The sequence below is a fragment of the Nonomuraea sp. NPDC050202 genome (genome assembly GCF_040656115.1).
GTDB lineage: Bacteria > Actinomycetota > Actinomycetes > Streptosporangiales > Streptosporangiaceae > Nonomuraea.
Map to the genome: position 1 here is coordinate 275,192 of NZ_JBFALF010000006.1, position 18,174 is coordinate 293,365.

The 18,174-nt window shown below is 72.3% G+C and carries 18 protein-coding genes; 9 read left to right on the forward strand and 9 right to left on the reverse strand.

Features of this window, described 5'->3' with window-relative positions; all coding sequences use genetic code 11:
• The first annotated feature begins 2 nt into the window (after positions 1 to 2).
• From AB0I79_RS20245 to AB0I79_RS20270, 6 genes are read left to right on the forward strand one after another with little or no spacing between them, the layout of a single operon-like run.
• The gene (locus tag AB0I79_RS20245; protein ID WP_357875029.1) at positions 3 to 1,178 is read left to right on the forward strand and encodes a glycosyltransferase; all 1,176 of its coding nucleotides are present in this window, start codon (positions 3 to 5) and stop codon (positions 1,176 to 1,178) included.
• Complete coding sequence (locus tag AB0I79_RS20250; protein ID WP_357875032.1) at positions 1,175 to 2,428, forward strand: glycosyltransferase; 1,254 nt, start codon at positions 1,175 to 1,177, stop codon at positions 2,426 to 2,428. Before AB0I79_RS20245 ends, AB0I79_RS20250 begins: the two co-directional genes overlap by 4 nt.
• Complete coding sequence (locus tag AB0I79_RS20255) at positions 2,418 to 3,461, forward strand: glycosyltransferase (RefSeq protein ID WP_357875035.1); 1,044 nt, start codon at positions 2,418 to 2,420, stop codon at positions 3,459 to 3,461. The genes AB0I79_RS20250 and AB0I79_RS20255 overlap by 11 nt, the downstream gene beginning before the upstream one ends.
• Positions 3,458 to 5,734 (forward strand): hypothetical protein, encoded by a 2,277-nt coding sequence (locus tag AB0I79_RS20260; RefSeq protein ID WP_357875038.1) that lies wholly within the window; start codon positions 3,458 to 3,460, stop codon positions 5,732 to 5,734. The genes AB0I79_RS20255 and AB0I79_RS20260 overlap by 4 nt, the downstream gene beginning before the upstream one ends.
• Entirely contained in the window at positions 5,731 to 6,624 is an 894-nt protein-coding gene (locus AB0I79_RS20265) for a glycosyltransferase (protein ID WP_357875041.1), read from the forward strand. The genes AB0I79_RS20260 and AB0I79_RS20265 overlap by 4 nt, the downstream gene beginning before the upstream one ends.
• Positions 6,621 to 8,960: a glycosyltransferase gene (locus AB0I79_RS20270; RefSeq protein ID WP_357875044.1), complete on the forward strand. Its 2,340-nt coding sequence runs from the start codon at positions 6,621 to 6,623 to the stop codon at positions 8,958 to 8,960. The genes AB0I79_RS20265 and AB0I79_RS20270 overlap by 4 nt, the downstream gene beginning before the upstream one ends.
• On the opposite strand, the gene AB0I79_RS20275 is transcribed toward AB0I79_RS20270, so the two are convergent.
• The 7 genes from AB0I79_RS20275 to AB0I79_RS20305 form a co-directional block, all read right to left on the reverse strand.
• Complete coding sequence (locus tag AB0I79_RS20275) at positions 8,938 to 9,786, reverse strand: glycoside hydrolase family 16 protein (protein ID WP_357875047.1); 849 nt, start codon at positions 9,784 to 9,786, stop codon at positions 8,938 to 8,940. The genes AB0I79_RS20270 and AB0I79_RS20275 overlap by 23 nt on opposite strands.
• Before the next feature lie 357 nt (positions 9,787 to 10,143).
• Positions 10,144 to 11,352 carry a cytochrome P450 gene (locus AB0I79_RS20280; protein ID WP_357875050.1) on the reverse strand — a complete coding sequence of 403 codons (1,209 nt, stop codon included), beginning with the start codon at positions 11,350 to 11,352 and terminating at the stop codon, positions 10,144 to 10,146.
• An 11-nt stretch (positions 11,353 to 11,363) separates the two neighbouring features.
• Positions 11,364 to 12,128, reverse strand: a complete 765-nt coding sequence (locus tag AB0I79_RS20285) for an ABC transporter permease (RefSeq protein WP_357875053.1) — start codon at positions 12,126 to 12,128, stop codon at positions 11,364 to 11,366.
• A 10-nt stretch (positions 12,129 to 12,138) separates the two neighbouring features.
• Positions 12,139 to 12,903, reverse strand: coding sequence for an ATP-binding cassette domain-containing protein (locus AB0I79_RS20290; RefSeq protein WP_357875056.1), 765 nt, complete (start codon positions 12,901 to 12,903; stop codon positions 12,139 to 12,141).
• The gene (locus AB0I79_RS20295; protein ID WP_357875059.1) at positions 12,903 to 13,292 is read right to left on the reverse strand and encodes a DUF1048 domain-containing protein; all 390 of its coding nucleotides are present in this window, start codon (positions 13,290 to 13,292) and stop codon (positions 12,903 to 12,905) included. The genes AB0I79_RS20290 and AB0I79_RS20295 overlap by 1 nt, the downstream gene beginning before the upstream one ends.
• Positions 13,293 to 13,294: 2 nt before the next feature.
• On the reverse strand, positions 13,295 to 13,624 hold the full coding sequence (locus tag AB0I79_RS20300) for a PadR family transcriptional regulator (RefSeq protein ID WP_357875062.1): 330 nt from the start codon (positions 13,622 to 13,624) through the stop codon (positions 13,295 to 13,297).
• A 316-nt stretch (positions 13,625 to 13,940) separates the two neighbouring features.
• Positions 13,941 to 14,252 carry a hypothetical protein gene (locus AB0I79_RS20305; protein WP_357875065.1) on the reverse strand — a complete coding sequence of 104 codons (312 nt, stop codon included), beginning with the start codon at positions 14,250 to 14,252 and terminating at the stop codon, positions 13,941 to 13,943.
• Positions 14,253 to 14,546: 294 nt separating this feature from the next.
• On the opposite strand from AB0I79_RS20305, the gene AB0I79_RS20310 reads away from it, so the two are divergent.
• From AB0I79_RS20310 to AB0I79_RS20320, 3 genes are all read left to right on the forward strand, one after another.
• Positions 14,547 to 14,897 (forward strand): hypothetical protein, encoded by a 351-nt coding sequence (locus tag AB0I79_RS20310; RefSeq protein ID WP_357875068.1) that lies wholly within the window; start codon positions 14,547 to 14,549, stop codon positions 14,895 to 14,897.
• A gap of 175 nt (positions 14,898 to 15,072) precedes the next feature.
• Positions 15,073 to 15,627, forward strand: coding sequence for a hypothetical protein (locus tag AB0I79_RS20315; RefSeq protein ID WP_357875071.1), 555 nt, complete (start codon positions 15,073 to 15,075; stop codon positions 15,625 to 15,627).
• The gene (locus tag AB0I79_RS20320) at positions 15,618 to 16,064 is read left to right on the forward strand and encodes a tail fiber domain-containing protein (protein ID WP_357875074.1); all 447 of its coding nucleotides are present in this window, start codon (positions 15,618 to 15,620) and stop codon (positions 16,062 to 16,064) included. The genes AB0I79_RS20315 and AB0I79_RS20320 overlap by 10 nt, the downstream gene beginning before the upstream one ends.
• 219 nt (positions 16,065 to 16,283) lie before the next feature.
• Here AB0I79_RS20320 and AB0I79_RS20325 read toward each other — a convergent pair whose 3' ends face one another.
• The gene (locus AB0I79_RS20325; RefSeq protein ID WP_357875077.1) at positions 16,284 to 16,706 is read right to left on the reverse strand and encodes a VOC family protein; all 423 of its coding nucleotides are present in this window, start codon (positions 16,704 to 16,706) and stop codon (positions 16,284 to 16,286) included.
• A gap of 234 nt (positions 16,707 to 16,940) precedes the next feature.
• A complete protein-coding gene (locus AB0I79_RS20330; RefSeq protein ID WP_357875080.1) occupies positions 16,941 to 18,098 on the reverse strand; it encodes a hypothetical protein in 1,158 nt (385 codons plus the stop codon).
• Positions 18,099 to 18,174 lie beyond the last annotated feature (76 nt).

The following is an 18,174-nucleotide window of genomic DNA, read 5'->3' on the forward strand; positions in this document are numbered from 1 at the left end:
GCGTGCCCAGACGGCCCGTGGTGGCGCTGGTCACCGATGCCATCCACCCGTACAGCTTCGGCGGCAGGGAGATCCGTTACTACGAGCTGTACGCGCACCTCGCGGCGCAGGCCGACGTCCACGTGTTCACCATGCGCTGGTGGCCCGGCCCCCGGGTGCGCACCGAGGGCGGCGTCACGTTCCACGCGATCTCCCCGCTGCTGCCGATGTACCGCAACGGCGTCCGCTCGACCTGGCAGGCGCTGGTCTTCGCGGTGGCCTGCCTGCGGTTGCTGCGGCACCGGTTCGACGTGCTCAACGTCGACCAGATCCCGTTCCTGCACCTGTTACCGCTGCGCCTGGTCGCCACGCTGCGCCGCAAACCGCTGATCGCGACCTGGCACGAGGTGTGGGGCCCGGAGTACTGGCGCTACAGCATGCCCACCGGCTGGCGGCCGGCGTGGTGGATCGAGCGGCTGGCGATGCGGGCGCCCGACCGCATCATCGCCGTCTCCCCGGAGACGGCCCGGCGCCTGCGGGCCGAGCTCGGCGAGCGGACCTCGATCACGATCGCGCCCAACGGGGTCGATCTCGACGGGGTCGGCCAGGCCGTGCCGCACGAGCAGCGCACCGACCTGGTCGTGGTCAGCAGGCTGATGCGGCACAAGGGCCTGGACCTGCTGCTCGCCGCCATCGCCCGGCTGCGGGAGGGCGGACGCGCGGTCACCTGCCGGATCATCGGCGACGGCCCGGAACGCGACGCGCTGCGCGAGGAGGCGGAGCGGCTCGGCATCGCGCACGCCGTGGAGTTCCGGCACGACGTCAGCGAGCAGAAGGACGTGTACTCGCTGGTCAAGGCGGGCCGGGTGTTCGCCTTCCCGTCCACCAGGGAAGGCTTCGGCATCGCCGTGCTGGAGGCGATCGCCTGCGGCGTACCGGTGGTGACCACCTCCGCCAGGGACAACCTGGCCCAGCACCTGGTGCGGCGCAGCCGGCGGGGGATCGTCTGCGCCCCCACCCTGGACGCGTTCGCCGCGGCCCTGGCCACCGCCCTCGACGACCCCGCGGACGGCCCACTCGACGAGCCGGCGGGCGGCGCCCTGGCCGGGCCGTGGGTCGGCGCCCCGGTCGAGGCGTGGGTCGGCGAGTACGCCCTGGACACGATCGCCTCCCACGTGGTGAAGGCGATGCTGCCGTGAGGATCCTCTACGTCAGCCCCTACCCGCCGGCCCGCGACGGCATCGGCACCTACACGCACGTGCTCGCCCGCGCCGTACGCGAGCGCGGCCACGAGATCGCCGTGGTCGCCGCCCGCCCGGATCCCGCCGCGCCCGCTGAGGTCGTCGGCGCGCTGGGCGGCGGCGGGGCGGCGTCGCTGCGTGCGGCCGTGGCCCGGTTCCGGCCCGACGTGGTGCACGTGCAGTTCGCGGTGCCCGCGTTCGGCGCCCGTAGCCTGGCCGTGGCGCGCTGGCTGGCCGCCCCCGGGGTCCCTGCGGTGGCCACGCTGCACGAGGTCAGCCGCGACACGGCGCTGCTGCGCGGGCCGGGCAGGGCGCTCTACCGGCGCCTCGCCCGGGGCTGCGGCCGCCTCATCGTGCACACCCGGGCCGCCCGCGACACCCTCGGCGCCCTCGGGCTGGACGGCAAGGCCACGGTGATCCCGCACTTCTCCGCGCCGCCGCCGCCCGCGACCGGCACCGCCGCCGCCCTGCGGGCCCGCTTCGGGCTGGGGGACGCCCGCGTGCTGCTGGCCTTCGGCCACATCCACGTCAGCAAGGGGCTCGACGACCTGGTGCGGGCGATGGCGACGCTGCCGTCCGCGACGCTGGACGACGTGCGGGTCGTGGTCGCCGGCGCGGTACGGCGGCGGCACGGCCCGTTCCGGGTGTTCGAGGCCCGCGACCACCTGCACGAGGCGACGGTGCGCCGCCTGGCACGCCGGTACGGGCTGCGGGACCGGCTGGTGTTCACCGGGTACGTCCCGGACGGCGACATCGCGGCCTGGTTCGCCGCGGCGGAGGCCGTCGTGCTGCCCTACCGGGACGCCGAGCAGAGCGGGGTGGCCAACCTGGCCCGCGCCTTCGGCGTACCGGTGATCGCGACCACCGCGGGCGGGCTGGCCGAGCTGTTCGAGGGCTCCCCGTGGGCGGTCCCCCCTGGCGCCCCCGACCGGCTGGCCGCGGCGATCATCGACCTTCTCGCCACCGCTCCACACGCAGGCGACGCGAACCGCGCGCCGGGCGCCGACCCCGCCTCGGTCACGACCGGCACCCCGGACGCCGACCCGGCCGCGGCCACAGCCTGCGCGCCGGACGCTGACCCGGCTGCGGTCACGACCCGCACGCCGGACACCGGCCTGGCCACGGTCACGGCGCGGACGATCGCCGTGTACGAGGCCGTCCGCGGCCCCCTCGCCCGCACCCCCGGGAACCGTCCCGATGCCCCCTAGCCTGTCCGTCGTCATCTGCTCCTACAACGGCGCGGCCCGGCTCGGCCGGACCCTCGACGCGCTGCGGCCCCACCCGGACCTGGAGATCATCGTCGTGGACGACGCGTCCCAGGACGGCACCGGGGACGTCGCGCGCGACCACGGCGCCACGGTCATCCGCCACGAGACGAACCGCGGCGCGGCGGCGGCCCGCGACACCGGCCTGCGGGCCGCGAAGGGGCGGGTCGTGGCCTTCCTCGACGACGACTGCGAGCCGTCCCCCCGCTGGGCCGAGCTGCTGCTCGACGGCTACGCGGAAGAGGGCGTCGCCGGGGTGGGCGGCCCGATCGTCCCGGTGACCGGGGACGGTTTCCTGCCGCGCTTCCTCGAACGCAACAACCGGCACGAGCCGCTGGAGCTGGAGCTCACCGTCAGCGCCGCGCTGCCGTACCGGTTGTGGTTGTACCTGAGGCGGCAGTGGGGGACGGCCGGGCCGGCGCGCGGGCGGCGCGACGTCCACGCCTTCAGCGGCGGCAACATGTCGTTCGAGCGGGAGCGGCTGCTGGCCGCCGGCGGTTTCGACACCAGGTTCCGGTACGCGGCCGAGGAGGAGGACCTGTCCCGCAGGCTGCGGCGGGACGGGCCGGGACGGCTGGTCTTCGTCCCCGACGCGCCGGTCGGGCACCGGTACACGCCCACGGTGCGCGGGATGCTGCGCCGCAGCCTCGCGTACGGGCGGGGCGCCGCCATGCAGTACCTGAAGTGGCCGGGGGTGCGGCCGACGCTGTTCCCGTGGCCGGTGCTCGTCGCGGGCCTCGCCCTGGCGGCCTTCCGGTGGCCGGCGCTCGCGGTGGTGGCCGTGCTGCTGCCCCTGCCGCTCTACCCGGTGGGGCTGCGGAACGCGCTGGCGGGCAGGATCGAGGCGCTCGCCGACCCGTACCTCCGGCTCGCCCAGGAAGCGTGCGAGAATGTCGGCTTCCTGCACGGTCTGTGGGCCTTCCGCCGCATGTTCGCCGGGGACAGGGCCGGCCGGGGTGGAGGGCAGAGCACGTGACCGTCCGCGAGCAGGACAGGCGGATGGTGCTGTACGGCGCGGCCCTCGTCCTGATCGTCGGCCTGACCCAGGTGCGCCACCTCTGGGCGGCCCAGCTGCTGCTCGTGCCGCTCCTGCTGGTCGTGCCCGGTTGCCTGCTGCTGCGCGCGTTGCGGGTGCCGGGCCACCGGGTGGCGGCGTTCCCGCTGTACGTGCCGGCCGCGTCGCTGGTCGTGCTCATGGTGTCCGGCCTCGCGGTCACCCTGCTCGTGCCGCTGGCCGACGGCGCCGTCCTCGACGCGGTGTTCGGCCCCGGCGCGGACCCGGGGACGCCGCTGCGGGCCGGGCCGCTGCTCGCCGGGCTCATGCTGTTCTGCCTGGGTTTGTTCCTGGCCGGGGCGAAGGCGCCGCAGGAGACGGCGGTCCCGTGGCGGTCCCTGCCTTCCGCCGGGTGGCTGTCGCTGCCGTTGCTGCTGCCGCTGCTCGCCGCGGCGGGCGCGCTGCGGCTCAACCACGGGTACGGCCCCGAGGTGGCGATCGCGGCCGTCGCCGGCTGCGTGCTCGTGCTGGCCTTCGGGATCGTCAGGGCCGGGCGGCTCGGGGACGGCCGGCCCGCCGTGCTGCTGTACGCGGTCTCGCTGGCCATGATGTGGTCGTACGCGCTGCGCGGCGAGCTGGTCTACGGGTTCGACATCGCCTCCGAGTACGCCGTCGCCCAGGAGACGGCGACCTCGGGGATCTGGGTGACGGGGCCGCACCCCGACGCGTACGGGGCGATGCTCAGCATCACCGTCCTGCCCGCCCAGCTGCACGCCCTGACGGGGCTGCCGGTCCTGCTGGTGCTCAAGGTCGTCTACCCGGCGATCTTCGCGATGTTCCCCGTCGCGATCTTCCACCTCGCCAGGCGCTTCCTGCCGGGGCAGTGGGCGTTCGCCGCCGCCGCGTTCGTGACGGCGCAGGGCGCGCTGTCGCAGCAGTTCCCCGCGCTGGCCCGGCAGGAGATCGCCATGCTGCTGTTCGCGGCGCTGTGCGGGGCCCTGCTCGACGCCCGGCTGCGGCACCTGCCCAAGGCGGTGTTGCTGGGCCTGTTCGGGGCGGGCATCGTGGTCTCGCACTACACGACCGCGTACTTCACGGCCGTGATGCTCGGCGGGGCGCTGGTCCTGCAGGGCGTGCTGTGGGCCCTGCGGCGGCCGAGGATCGCGCCGCGCGCGGTCGCGGCGGCGCTGCTGCCGGGGCTGCTCGCCGGCGTGCTCTGGTACGTCCCGATCACCCGGTCGACGGCCAACATCGGCGAGTTCCGCACCGTGCTGAACTCCGAGGGCCTGCGGCTGCTGCCCGGCGCCGAGACCGCCGGCACGCTGCTGTCCGCCTACCTGCGGGGCACCGACGTGACCCGCATCCCGACGTACCTGTACGCCAAGCGGGTGGTGCCCAAGTACCGCCCGCCCAAGGCCGCCGTGACGCCCGCCGCCGACGCGGACGATCCCCGCTGGGCACTCGGGGACGCGGGCGTGCCCGTCCCCTCGAAGGTGGCACCCGAGGTGAGCGCGTCGCTCGACCTCGGCGTGCTGCTGATCCAGCAGCTGGCGAACCTGCTCGCCCTGATCGGCGCCATCGTCATGGCCGTGCGCCGCCACTCCTCGTGGCTGGTCCGCCGGATCGGCGTGCTGGCCGTTCCGATGCTGGGCGCCCTGGTGCTGCTGCGCGTCTCCGGCACCCTCGCCGCCTCCTACAACCAGAGCCGCGCCCATCTGCAGGCGCTGACGCTCCTCACCATCGCCATGTTCTGGCTGCTGCACCGCGTCTCGGCGGCCAAGCTCCCCCTCGTGCTCCGCCGCACGACGTACGGGCTGGCCGGAGCGGCGGTCGTGGCTACCTTCACGACCGGCAGCGGCCTGGACAACGTGCTGCTCGGCGGGGAGCGGGCGACCAACCTCTCGACGCGCGGTGAGGACTGCGAGCGGTACTGCATGTACGAGGCCGAGCTGGCGGGGGCGCGCTGGCTGGAGGAGGCGGCCCGCGGCTCTCCCGACCGCCTCTACGCCGACCGGTACGCGCAGCTGCGCCTGTTCGCCGAGCACGGCCCCGGGCGGCGGATCCAGACCGACATCACCCCCCTGACCCTGGACCGGCGGGCCTGGGTGTACGCGAGCTGGGCCAACACCGAGGTCGGCCGCGCCAGGTCGCTGTTCGACAACCAGCTCGCCCTGTACGCGTTCCCGACCGGCTTCATCGAGGCGCACTACGATCTCGTCTACACGAGCGGAGTCACGAAGGTCTTCCACCGATGATCTCTATCGTCATCATCAGCAAGGACGAGCCCGCGCTCGACGGCACCCTCGGCGGCGTCACCCGCGCGGCCGGGGCCGCCGGCCTGCCGTACGAGATCATCGTCGTGGACGCCTCGGAAGGCCGGCTCGACGCCGTCGCCGCCGCCCACCCGCACGTGCGGTGGACGGCCTTCACCCCGCCGCCCGGCGCCCGCGTCACCATCCCGCACCAGCGCAACGCCGGCGTGCGCGCCGCCGGCGGGGAGATCGTCGTGTTCACCGACGCGGGCTGCCTCCCCCGGGACGGCTGGCTGCGCGCCCTCGTCACGCCGCTGCTCGACGAGGGCGAGAGCGTCGTGTCGGGGCTGGTCACCGGCCCCGAGGGGCACGACAGCCTGTACGACGCCGACGCCCGCCGCCGGGCCACCGCCCGCTACCTCTCCGAGTGCGGCACCGGCAACCTGGCCGTCCGCCGGGAGGTCCTCGACGAGGTCGCCGGCTTCGACGAGACGTTCGGGTACGGCTCCGACGTCGACTTCAGCTGGCGGGTCCAGGACGCCGGGCACCGCATCCGCAGCGCCGGGGACGCGGTCGTCACCCACGACTGGGGAGACCGCCGCCGGCAGCTCCGCCGCTCCTACGTCTACGGCAAGGCCCGCGCCCGGCTCTACCTCAAGCACCGCGGCCGCCGGTCGGACCTGCTGCGCCGGGAGCCGATGGTCCTGGTCTACCCCCTCTTCCTGCTCGGCCTGCCGCTGACCCTGTGGTTCCCGTACTATCCGGCGCTGCTGCTGGTGCCGGCCTGGCGCAACCGGCACAACGGCCCGGTGCGGGTGCTGGCCGACCACCTGGTGTACGGCGCGGGCGTGCTCGCCGAACTCCTCGCCCCCCGCGGTTGCGCCCGCCGATGAAGGTGCTGGTCTTCCCCCGTGACAGCAACCCGTACCAGGAGCTGCTGCACGCCGGGTTACGCGAGAGCGGCGTCAGCGTCCGCTACCTGGGCGAGCTGACCCCCTCCCACACGCTCAACCTCCTGCTGCTGCCCGCCGAGCTGGCCGCCCGGCGGCTGGCCGGAGCCCGGATCGTGCACCTGCACTGGGTGTGGAAGTTCGCGCTGCCGGGCGGGGCCCGGACGCGGCGGGCGGCCCAGCTCTGGTTCGCCGCCGTCCTCGGCCTGGTGCGGCTGCTCGGCCTGCGGCTGGTGTGGACCGCGCACAACGTGCTGCCGCACCGGCCCGTCTTCGCCGACGACGCGGCCGCCCGGCGCACCCTGGTACGGCGCTGCGACCTCGTGATCGCCCACCACTCGACGGCGCTGGACCGGCTGGCGGCCCTGGGGGCGGCGCCGTCCAGGGCCGTGGTGATCCCGCACGGGCCCTTCCCGGCTCCGCCGATGCCGCCGCCGGGCCGGCCGGGCGGGCCCCGCACGTTCCTGTTCTTCGGGCGGATCGAGCCGTACAAGGGGGTCGAGGACCTGCTCGCCGCCTTCACGGCGCTGCCCGGCGGGCTGGACGTGCGCCTCGTCGTCGCCGGATCGTGCCCGGACCCGGCGCTCGCCGCCCGGCTGGAGGCGTCGGCCGCCGCCGACGACCGGGTGGAGCTGCGGCTCGGACGGGTGCGCGACGAGGACATCGCCGGGTTGTTCGCGGTGGGTGACGTCGTCGTGCTGCCGTTCCGCGAGATCACCACCAGCGGCAGCGCGCTGCTCGCGCTCGCCCACGGCCGGCCGCTGATCGTCCCGGAGCTGCCCGCCCTGGCGGGGCTGCCGCCCGCCGCCCTTGCCTGCTACCGCGGCGGCGTCGTCGGGCTCACCGCAGTTCTGCGGGAGGCGGCGGGCTGGGACGCGGCGGCGCTGGCGGGGATGTCGCGGGCGGCGCTGGAGCACGTGAACGGCACCGGCTGGCCCGAGATCGCCCACGCGACCCGCAACGGCTACGCCACCGTCCTGCCCCCCGATCTGGCAGGCGGCCGGATGGAGGAGCGTGTCCGCTCGTTCTTCCGTGACGTCCTGGTGCGTGGCACCTTCCTGCTGCTGGTGAACACGGTGCTGCTCGCGGCGGGCGGCTTCGCGTTCTTCACGCTGGCGGCGCGCAACTACCCGGTCGAGGCCGTCGGCTGGCTGACCGCCGTGACCGCGAGCGTCAACCTGCTCTCCACCGTCGCCTCCCTCGGCCTGCCCACCACGCTGCTGCGCCATCTCGTCAAGGCAGACGACCCGCGCCGCCTGGCGGCGATCGCCGTGACCGCGGTCGGCGCGATCGGCGGCGTGCTCGCCCTGCTGTCACTGCTGCTCCTGGCGCCGCTGCTGCCGGACGGCCCGGAGCTGATCCGGCAGCCCGGAACGATCGTGCTGGTCACGGCCCTGGTGATGGTCACCGCCGTGGGCGGGACGCTGGACGCGGGCTTGGTGGCGGTCCGGGGCACCGGGGCCCTGCTGGCCAAGAACACGGCCGGCACCGTGCTGAAGGTCGGCGCGCTGCTGCCGCTGGTACCGCTCGGGTTCACCGGCCTGGTCCTCGCCTACGGCGGCGGCACCCTGCTCGCCTGCCTGCTCGGCGGGGTGGCGCTGTGGCGGAGGCTGCGCCGCCCCACCGTGGACCGCGCCCGGCCGGTCGAGCTGCTGCGGCGGTACCTGCCGTTCTCGGCCGCCGGCTACGTGGCGACCGCGCTCGGCATGTTGCCGAGCACCGTGGTGCCGCTGGAGGTGCTGGCCATCCAGGGGCCGCAGGCGGCGGCGTACTTCGCGATCGCCTTCCAGGTGGCGGCGTTCCTCAACTTCATCCCGTCGACGAGCGCGCAGGTGCTGTTCGCCGAGGCGCAGCGGATCTCGCTGCGCCGGTACCTGCGCAAGGCCGTGGCGGGCATCTACGGCCTGCTCGTGCCGGCCGTCGCGGTGATCGTGGCCGGCGCGCCGCACATCCTGCGGGTGTTCGGGGAGGGCTACTCGGCGCAGGCGGCGCAGACGCTCCGGGTCCTGGCCCTGGCGGCGCTGGTCGGCGCGGGGAACTACCTGGTGGACACGATCCTGATCAGCCGGGACCGCACGGGCGCGTACGTCTTCATGAACGGCGCCAACGCGGCCCTGGTGCTGGGGCTGGTGGCGGCGCTGCTCCCGTACGGGCTGACGGCGGCGGCATTCGGCTGGACGCTCGCGCAGGGCCTGTCCCTGCTGCTGGGAGCCGGCGTGCTGATCGCCAGCTTCACCGCCGGACGGCGTGCCGGGGTCAGCGCGGCGGATCGCTCGTAGCGGCGTACACGCGGACGTGGTCCACGATCATCTGCTGCGGGAAGCGGGTCGTCGAGTCGGGCGGGCCCGGCCAGTCGCCGCCCACGGCAAGGTTGAGCAGCAGGTAGTACGGCACGTCGAAGTCCCAGCCGCCGGGCGGCGCGTCCGCCTTGTGCTCGGTGGCGTAGACCTGCCCGTCGACCAGGAAGGAGATGCGGTCGGGATACCAGTCGGCGGCGAAGACGTGGAAGTCGTCGGCGAACCTGCCTCCGCCGGGCAGCCGGTAGGTGTTCTGCTCGTCGTAGCCCTGCTCCCCGTGCAGGCTGCCGTGGACGGTGTCCGGTTCGCGCCCGAGATGCTCCATGATGTCGATCTCCCCGCGCCCGCTGCCCTGCGGGGAGCGCCGCGCCCAGAAGGCCGGCCACATGCCCTGACCCTCGGGTACCTTGATGCGGGCCTCGATGCGCCCGTAGCGCTGGACGAACTTGCCCGCCGTGAACAACCGCGCCGAGGTGGCCGCGCACACGCGGGGGCTGCAGTCGTGGCCGCCCGCGTCGTCGGACCTGGCGGTGATGACCAGCCGCCCCTGACCGTCCACGACCGCGTTGCGCGGCGTGTAGTACTCCAGCTCGTTGTTGTAGCCGAGATGGTCGTCCACCAGGTTCCACTTCGCCGGGTCCGGCGGGCCGGCGGGCCCGTCGAACTCGTCGGCCCAGACCAGCCGCCACCCCGCCGGCACCTGCTCCGGCGCCTGCGCCGCCGGCATCGGTGCGGGCTCGCGCGGGGTCACCGTGTAGAGCGTGGCCGCGACCGCGAGGGTGAACGTGAGGACCAGCGCCCCGGCCACCCACCAGCCCGTCCGATCGCGTCCGGAGGCAGCCCTGGCAGTGTGGGGTGAACGGCTCGCACCTCGGCGGGGATCCCGGTGCCATGCGCGGTCATCGGACACGGACCTCTACCCTCCCGACGGCATGATGTGCCATCGTACGGCCCTTCCCCGGCGAGCCCGAGTCCCACGGCCGTTTCGAGCCGGGGCCAGTCGATCTTTCACGCGCACCCGCGTCTGATCCCGCGCAGGACAGGCGACGTCAAGAACCCGCGCGGCGGCGTACGCGCTGCCGTCCCGTCACGCCGCGAACACCCGCCGACCGTGGCGGCGTCGTGGAGACGACATCCGCTCAGGCCCGTGGGCCTGAGCGGGGGGTTACGCGTCCCAGGTGACCGGGAGGCTCTTGACGCCGTAGATGTCGGCGAGCTCCGGGCGCAGGGCGACCTGTTCGGCGGGTACGGCCAGGCGCAGCGTGGGGAAGCGGTTGAGCAGTGCGGGGAAGGCGACGCGCATCTCGACGCGGGCGAGCTGCTGGCCCAGGCACTGGTGGATGCCGTGGCTGAAGGCCAGGTGGCCGCCGTCCTGCCGGTGGATGTCGAGGGTGTGGGGGTCGGTGAAGCGTTCGGGGTCGCGGTTGGCGGTGTTGAGGGCCAGGATGACCGTCGTGCCGGCGGTGATGGTGTGGCCGGCCAGCTCGACGTCCTCCAGCGCGACCCGGAAGAACTGCTTGGCGACGGTCAGGTAGCGCAGCAGTTCTTCGACGGCCTGGTCGGTGAGGGTGGGGTCGGCGCGCAGCGCGGCGAGCTGGTCGGGGTTCTGCAGCAGGGCGAAGGTGCCCAGCGCGAGCATGTTGGCGGTGGTGTCGAAGCCGGCCGACAGCAGGATCAGGGCCATGCCCTGCAGCTCCTCGTCGGTCAGGTCGCTGTCGGTCAGGTCGCTGAGCACGTCGTCGGTGGGGTTGGCGCGCTTGGCGGCGACCAGTTCGGCGAGGTATTGCTGGACCGCGATGTAGGCGGCGCCCAGTTCCTCGTCGCTGGCTTCGCCGCCGAGGAAGGTGTCGATGTTCTGCTGGAAGCGACCCCGGTCTTCGTAGGGGACGCCGAGCAGCTCGCAGATGACGATGGCGGGGATGGGCTTGGCGAACGCGGTCACCAGGTCGGCCGTCGGCCCGGCCTTCTCCATGGCGTCCAGGTGCTCGGCGGTGATCTGCTCGACCCGCTCGGTGAGCAGCCGCATCCGCCGGACGGTGAACTTGCCGACCAGCGGCTTGCGGTAGCGGCCGTGCTGTGGCTCGTCCATCAGCAGGAACTCGCCGGGCGGCGCCGGGGGGACCTCGATGTCGCCGTAGTTGATGATCGGGTGGTGTTTCATGAGCTCGCGGCGGGAGCTGAAGCGCGGGTCGGCCAGGATCTGCCGGGTCAGGTCGAAGCCGGTGACGATCCAGCCCTGGTGGCCGTCGGGGAAGGGGAAGCGGCTGATCGGGCCGTGCTCGCGAGCCTCGGTCAGCTCCTGGGGCGGGTCGAAGGGGCAGCCGGGCCGGCGCTCGGTCGGCATCGTCGCGAGGGTGTGGAGGGAGTCAGTCATGATCTTTCCTTCTAGGAGATCTTGCGGCGGTAGGTGTTCATGGCGAAGGCGTAGGCCGCGACGAGGATGCCGGCGCACCAGGCCAGGGCGATCCAGATGTCGTTGCCGACCGGCTGCTCGGCGAACAGGGCGCGGACGGCGTTGACGATGGAGGTCACCGGCTGGTTCTCGGCGAAGACGCGCAGCGGGCCGGGCATGGTGTCGGTGGGCACGAAGGCCGAGCTGAGGAAGGGCAGGAAGATGAGCGGGTAGGAGAACGCGCTCGCCCCTTCCATGGTCTTGGCCGACAGGCCGGGGATGACGGCGATCCAGGTCAGCGCCAGGGTGAACAGGACCAGGATGCCCGCCACCGACAGCCACGCCAGCACTCCCGCCCCCGAGCGGAAGCCCATGAGCAGGGCCACGAGCATCACCACCACGAGCGAGACCAGGTTGGCGACCAGCGAGGTCAGCACGTGTGCCCACAGCACCGACGACCGCGCGGTCGGCATGGACTGGAAGCGCTCGAAGATGCCGCCCTGCATGTCCATGAACAGCCGGTAGGCGGTGTAGGCGATGCCCGAGGCGACCGTGATGAGCAGGATGCCGGGCAGCATGTAGTTCACGTACGACGAACCCGACCCGGTGCTGATGGCGCCGCCGAACACGTAGACGAACATCAGCATCATGGCGATCGGCATGATCGCGGTCGTGATGATGGTGTCGGGGCTGCGGGTGATGTGGCGCAGGGACCGTCCCAGCAGGACGGTGGTGTCGCCGAGGAAATGCTTGCTCATGGGGGGTCCTTCAGGCTTTCGGGCCGACGAGGGAGAGGAAGACGTCCTCGAGGGTCGGCTGCTTCTCGATGTATTCGACCTTCGCGGGCGGGAGCAGCTGCTTGAGCTCGTCCAGGGTGCCGTTGACGAGGATGCGGCCCTCGTGCAGGATCGCGATCCGGTCGGCGAGCTGTTCGGCCTCGTCCAGGTACTGGGTGGTGAGCAGCACCGTGGTGCCGCCCGCGGCGAGGTCCTTGACGGCCTGCCAGACCTCGATGCGGGCCTGGGGGTCGAGGCCGGTGGTGGGCTCGTCGAGGAAGATGACCGGTGGGTTGCCGATCAGGCTCATCGCGATGTCGAGGCGGCGGCGCATGCCACCGGAGTACGTCGAGACCTTCCGCCCGCCCGCCTCCGTCAGCGAGAACCGGCGCAGCAGATCATCGGCGATCTTGCCCGGATCCTTCAGGTGCCGCAGGCGGGCGACCAGCACGAGGTTCTCCCGCCCGCTGAGGATCTCGTCCACGGCGGCGAACTGCCCGGTGAGGCTGATCGACTCGCGCACGTCCGCGGCCTGCGTGGCCACGTCGAAGCCGTTGACGCGGGCGGTGCCGGCGTCCGGCTTGAGCAGCGTGGACAGGATCTTCACGGCGGTGGTCTTGCCCGCTCCGTTGGAGCCGAGCAGGGCGAAGATGCTGCCGCGGGCCACCTCGAAGGTCACGCCGCGCAGCACGCGCAGCTCCTTGTAGGACTTCTCCAGGCCGTGCACCTGGATGGCGGGGGCTTGCTGGGTCGTCATCACGTGGTCCTGTCGTGTCCTGCGGCGCGGTCGATGGCGCTGGTGAAGCGCTCGCGCTCGCGTCTCCTGTATTGGCCGAGCGGGTAGTTGGCCATGAACGCCTCGACGAACTCCACGGGGTCGTCGCCGAACAGGTCGCGGATCGGCGTTCGGTCCGCCGCGCTCTGCTCGAACAGCTCGGCCAGGTCCTCCCACATCGTCATCGCGCCGGCGCCGTCGGCCGGCCCGAAGTGCATCAGGTAGCGCTCCAGCGCTTCGACCGCGATGCGGTAGTTCTCGGGCAGCCGCTTGACGCGCGCCTTGTACTGCCGCCAGCGCTTCTTCTCCTCCAGAGAGCCGGTGACGATCTCCAGGTAGTGCAGGTAGCGGCTCTTCGGCTCGTCGGCCACGTCTACTCGCCTCCTTCGCGAAGCTGTTCGAGTCGTTCGGCGAGGAAGCTCCAGGTCCTCCAGAACTCCTCCAGGTACTCCCGCCCCTGGGCGTTGAGGGAGTACACCTTGCGCGGCGGCCCCTTCTCCGAGGGGACCTTCCGCACGTCGACCAGGCCACGCTGCTCGATCCTGACCAGCAGGGCGTAGATGGTGCCCTCGGCGATGTCGGAGAAGCCCTGGTCACGCAGCCAGGCGGTGATCTCGTAGCCGTAGGCGGGCCGGCCGGCCAGGATCGCCAGGACGATGCCCTCCAGCGTTCCCTTGAGCATCTCCGTCACGAGCTTGCCCATGGAACACCCCCCTTCCAGCTACTCGGTATTGCTGACTACCGGTACAAAGTAACACCGACTACTGGTACCTAGCAACACCGAATAGTGAGGATGTGGCGGGAAGGGGCGCAGGCGTGTGCGCGGGCGACCATCGCTGACCTGTTCATGGCGCCCACCATCGCCGGGCGCGCTGACACCGGGCCGTTGTCACGCTGACACGGCACTACGGGATCACATCCGGCCCTCCGATTCGGACAGGGCCTCCTGCGGCGATCTCGCCCCGGCGCACCCGGCCGACGACCTCGCCCCGCGCGTGGCCGGCGGCGGGGCCGGGCTGTCAGGAGGAGGAGAGCCAGACCTGCTCATCGGCGGAAACGCAACGCGCGTCACCGGTGGAATCCTTGTCGCAACTCCAGGCGACGCCGTCGGCTTCGACGGTGAACGGCACCTTGCTGTCGAGCAGGTCGACTTCCGTGCTGTAGGCGTCGGAGACCTTCGCCGCCGTGGCGCAGGCCTCACCCTTCTCCCGGGTGGTCGCGATGGTCAGGTTCCGGGTGCTGGAGCCGTCCTCGCAGGAGATGAACCGCTGTGGCACGGGATCGGCGCCGGCCGGGGCGGCCGGGATCAGCCCGGTGATCGTCGCGGCCACCAGGGCCAGACCGGTTCGGAACATCACCATCACCCCCGAGGGTCGTGGTCTCCTCTGCCACCAGCATGGGCCGGACAACGGTCATCGCAGGGCAACGCCCCGACGAAGAACGACTCTGCCGTTCCGGCCGGGCACCCCGCCCCTACGCACTCCAGACGGCCGGTGAGGTTTGGATCGCCGTGCCGGGAGCGGGCTTTCCCAGGGCCGGGCACAGTCCTCGGCCCGCCATGACCCGCCGCGGGAGCGTGCTGGGCGACCCTGGAGGTGTCCGGACCACGCGGCAGGGGAGGACACATGGTTGCGATCATCAGGCAAGGCGTCGCGGTGCTGGTCGCGGCGGGAACGCTCACCGCCGGCCCGGCGGCTCAGGCGGAGCACGACTGCGGCCGCTCCCCGGACGGGGCGATCGTCGAGGCCGCCATGGACGGCGAACGAGCCGAAGCCTGCGAGACCGCCATGGACGTGGCGGTCGCCTACCAGAACAACTTCCCGTCGACCGGAGCCCTGGCGGACGACCCCGTGGACTTCACCGTGCAGGTGGACGGTGCTCCGTGGGAGTGCATGGTGGTGGAGACCGTGCGGGACGTCAAACCTCGCGGCCAATGCGTCCACCCCTCCGGTGACACCGTCAACCTCTACGGCTGACGCCGACCGTCCCCGGCACGACTCGGTGCAGCGACGGTTTGTCGGGACAGGATCGTCTATCTCGTGGTTCTGCCGACTTGCCCTCTCTGGCTAGTTTCACCTTCCATGCAAGGTGAAACTACATTAAGTAGTCAATCAACAACACAAAGTAATCATTCGAAGGGAGCGCTCGTTCGTGAGCCCTGACCCCCGCAACAGCAACCAAGCGATCACCACCATCTCCGTCCGCATCAAGACCGGCGAAGACGGCGCCAGCGAAGGAGCCTCGGGCGGCGTAGACCACTACAGGACCGACGTCTACCTCGGCATCACCGGACGAGAGTTCTTCCTCGCCCGCTCCGACATCGACGACTTCCAGGTCGGCTCCGGCGACATCTACGTCCTCGGCGACGGCGCCAACGTCATCCGTCCGCAGGAGAACGACCCGCGCAAGCCCCAGCGCCGGTTCGGCGACCTCTGGCACGAGCCCGTCTACCTGCGTTTCCGCCCCTCCGCCGAAACACCCCTCGACCTGTGGCACGTGGCGAGCGTCGAGGCGACGGTGACCGGCGCCGACGGCTCCACGCTCACCTACTCCGCGGACATCGGTGCGGACGGGATCTGGCTCGGCCGGCAGGCCGGACAGATCATCCACCTCTCGCTCGGCAGCGCGTCAACGCCGGACGCCTCGCAGGCCCGCCCGTCCGACCGCAACCTCAAGACCGCGATCACCCCCGTCACATGGCACTGAACTGGCCCCTGCGACTGCGCGCCCGCACGGCGCGCAGCGCCGCCGCCCCCACCCGCCCGCCCGCCGCTTGTGCCTCCCCGCACGGTGCGACGGCGCACGACGGCAGCGCGGTCAACGGCCACGACGTACTGGCCAAGGTCGCCGCCCTGCCCATCAGCACGTGGCGCTACCGCAGCGACCGCGACCAGGTGTGGCACCTGGGCCCGATGGCGCAGGACTGGTGGGCGACGTTCGGGCTGGGCGGCACCGACAAGGCGATCCACTGCGTCGACGCCAACGGCGTCGCGCTGGTCGCGATCCAAGCCCTGCACCGCGAGCTGGAGTCGTTGCGGGCAGAGCTGCGGCGACTTCGCGACGCGCCACCCGGCCGGCACGAACCACACCCGGCCGAGCAGGAACGCCGGCCGGCGGACGCCGGCGACGCCGAGCCGGGCTGACCGTCCTGCCCCCCCGGCAACCACGTCCCCACCCGCTCAAGGCCCGTCCGTCCAAGCGCCTGGCACCTCCGGCGTCCCTGGTGACAGCCCCGCAGGCGCCGGACCCACAGGCGGCGGCGCGACAGGCGCACGCGCGGCCCGGCGAATCGCCGGGCCGCTGCGGGTCGGCATCGTCAGGAATGCCGGCGCTCGCACCGGAGAAGGCGCCGGCGAAGTGCATCATCGGCCCAGCATCTCCAGGTAGTGCGGGTTGTACATGATGCCCAGCACGTTCCCGAACGGGTCGACCACTGAAGCCGTCACGAACTCCGCAGTCATCGCGGACTCCGACCCCCTCGAAGTGATCGGCTGGTATTCCTTGGCGCCCATCGACAGCAGCTTCTGGAATGTCGCTTCGATGTCGTCGACGTGCCAGTACATGACGACGCCGCCGGGCCCGGGCGCCGCGCCCGCCGGCGCGTACCGGCGGTCCTTCAGCCCCAGCTCGGCCTGGCTGTCGCCGACGCGGAACTCGACGTAGGCCGGCGGTCCCTCGATCGGGCGCACGAAGTACGGCTCGACCTCCAGCAGTTCGGCGTACCACCGCGTCGCCGCCTCCATGTCGTCTGCCCAGTAGGTGATCGTGGCGAATCCTCGCAACATTGCCGGTTCCTTCCTTCGATCGGCGACAATGACCATCCTCCCTACTGAAGTGCTCATCAACTGAGCACTTTTATGGGTGGGGTTGGGGACATGCGCGCCGCGGCGGCGGCTGGGCCGAAGGATGCCGGCGCGTGCCCGACCTGCGCTGTTGAGCACCTGCGTGCCTTGGGCTCGCACGATCGTTCACCGTGGATGTCGCGTGCGTGAGACCACACGCGGAGGATCGGAACGGGGTCAGCCCGCACAGGTCGGTGTTGAGCCAGAAGAACGGGCCGGGGTGCTCGCCGCGCTGCGGTGCGGGCCGGTTCCCGGGGAGCCGGCGGGTGCCGTCGTCACGCCGTGCGCGAGCTCCTTGCGGTGCGCCGCCTTCCTGCGGCGGACCAGCTCGCTTCGGCTCACCGCCTCGGCGCGGCGGGCCAGCTCGTTGCGGTGGGCCGCCGTGACGGCCAGGACCGCCGGCAGCGCGGTCATGACGGCCGTCGCCGCGAGCGCGGTCCAGGTGGCCGCGTCGGGGTGGATCAGCGACTGGCCGCGCAGCGCCTGCCAGGCGGTGATGGTGAACAGCGAGCTGTAGCCCAGGATGACGACCCCGGTGAGCTGGGCGCGTACGCGTTCGTGGCGTAGCAGGCCGATCCGGGACGCGAGGGCGGTGAGAACCAGCACCGCGATCACGAACACCTGGATGGAGTGCAGGCCGATGAAGTGTGGGACGCGCAGGTCGCCGCCTGTGGTGCTCCAGTTCGTGATCGGCATGCCGCCGCCGTCCGGTGCCCCGACCCCGTGTCCGCCCACCAGCGGGACCGGGCTGCCGTAGGCGTCCTCGACCGTGCGGGGCCCGGCCGACGAGGTCCACCCGGTGATGAAGGACGCCAGCGCCATGCCGAGGACGGCCAGCCCGATCCCGGCACGCAGGGCCCAGGTGAGTGCCGCATCACCGATGCGCTGGAACAGCAGCATGACGGCAACGATCAGGCTCGCCCCGAACAGCCCGAACACGCCGGTGGAGAAGATCTGCTGCCCGATCTGGTTGAACGTGTCGGTGCCGGCGTTGAAGTGGCTGAAGGTGCCGCGGGCGGCCTGCACCGCGATGAAACCGACGTCGATCAGCCCGGCGACGGCGAAGACCGTTCCGGCGATCCACATCGTGCGCCGCGCCCGGCGCAGTTTCGGTATCAGCCAGGCGAGCGTCGCGCCGTACATGACGAACGACACCCCGAACTTCAGCGGCTTGGCCCAGATCGACTCTTGAAGAAGCTCGCGACCGTCGGCGAAGAGAGCGACGCTCGCGACGACGACCAGCGCGGACATGGCCGCCACCATGATCGTGAGCGGCCGATGCCACGACCGTACCTCGGCATACGAGAGGGACAACCGGCTCCCCAACTGGTTCATGCGGTCTCCGCCGACCATGCCGAGGCCCCTGCGCAACGCCCTCGCCAAGCTGTTACCTTCGCTCGCCGCATGTGTG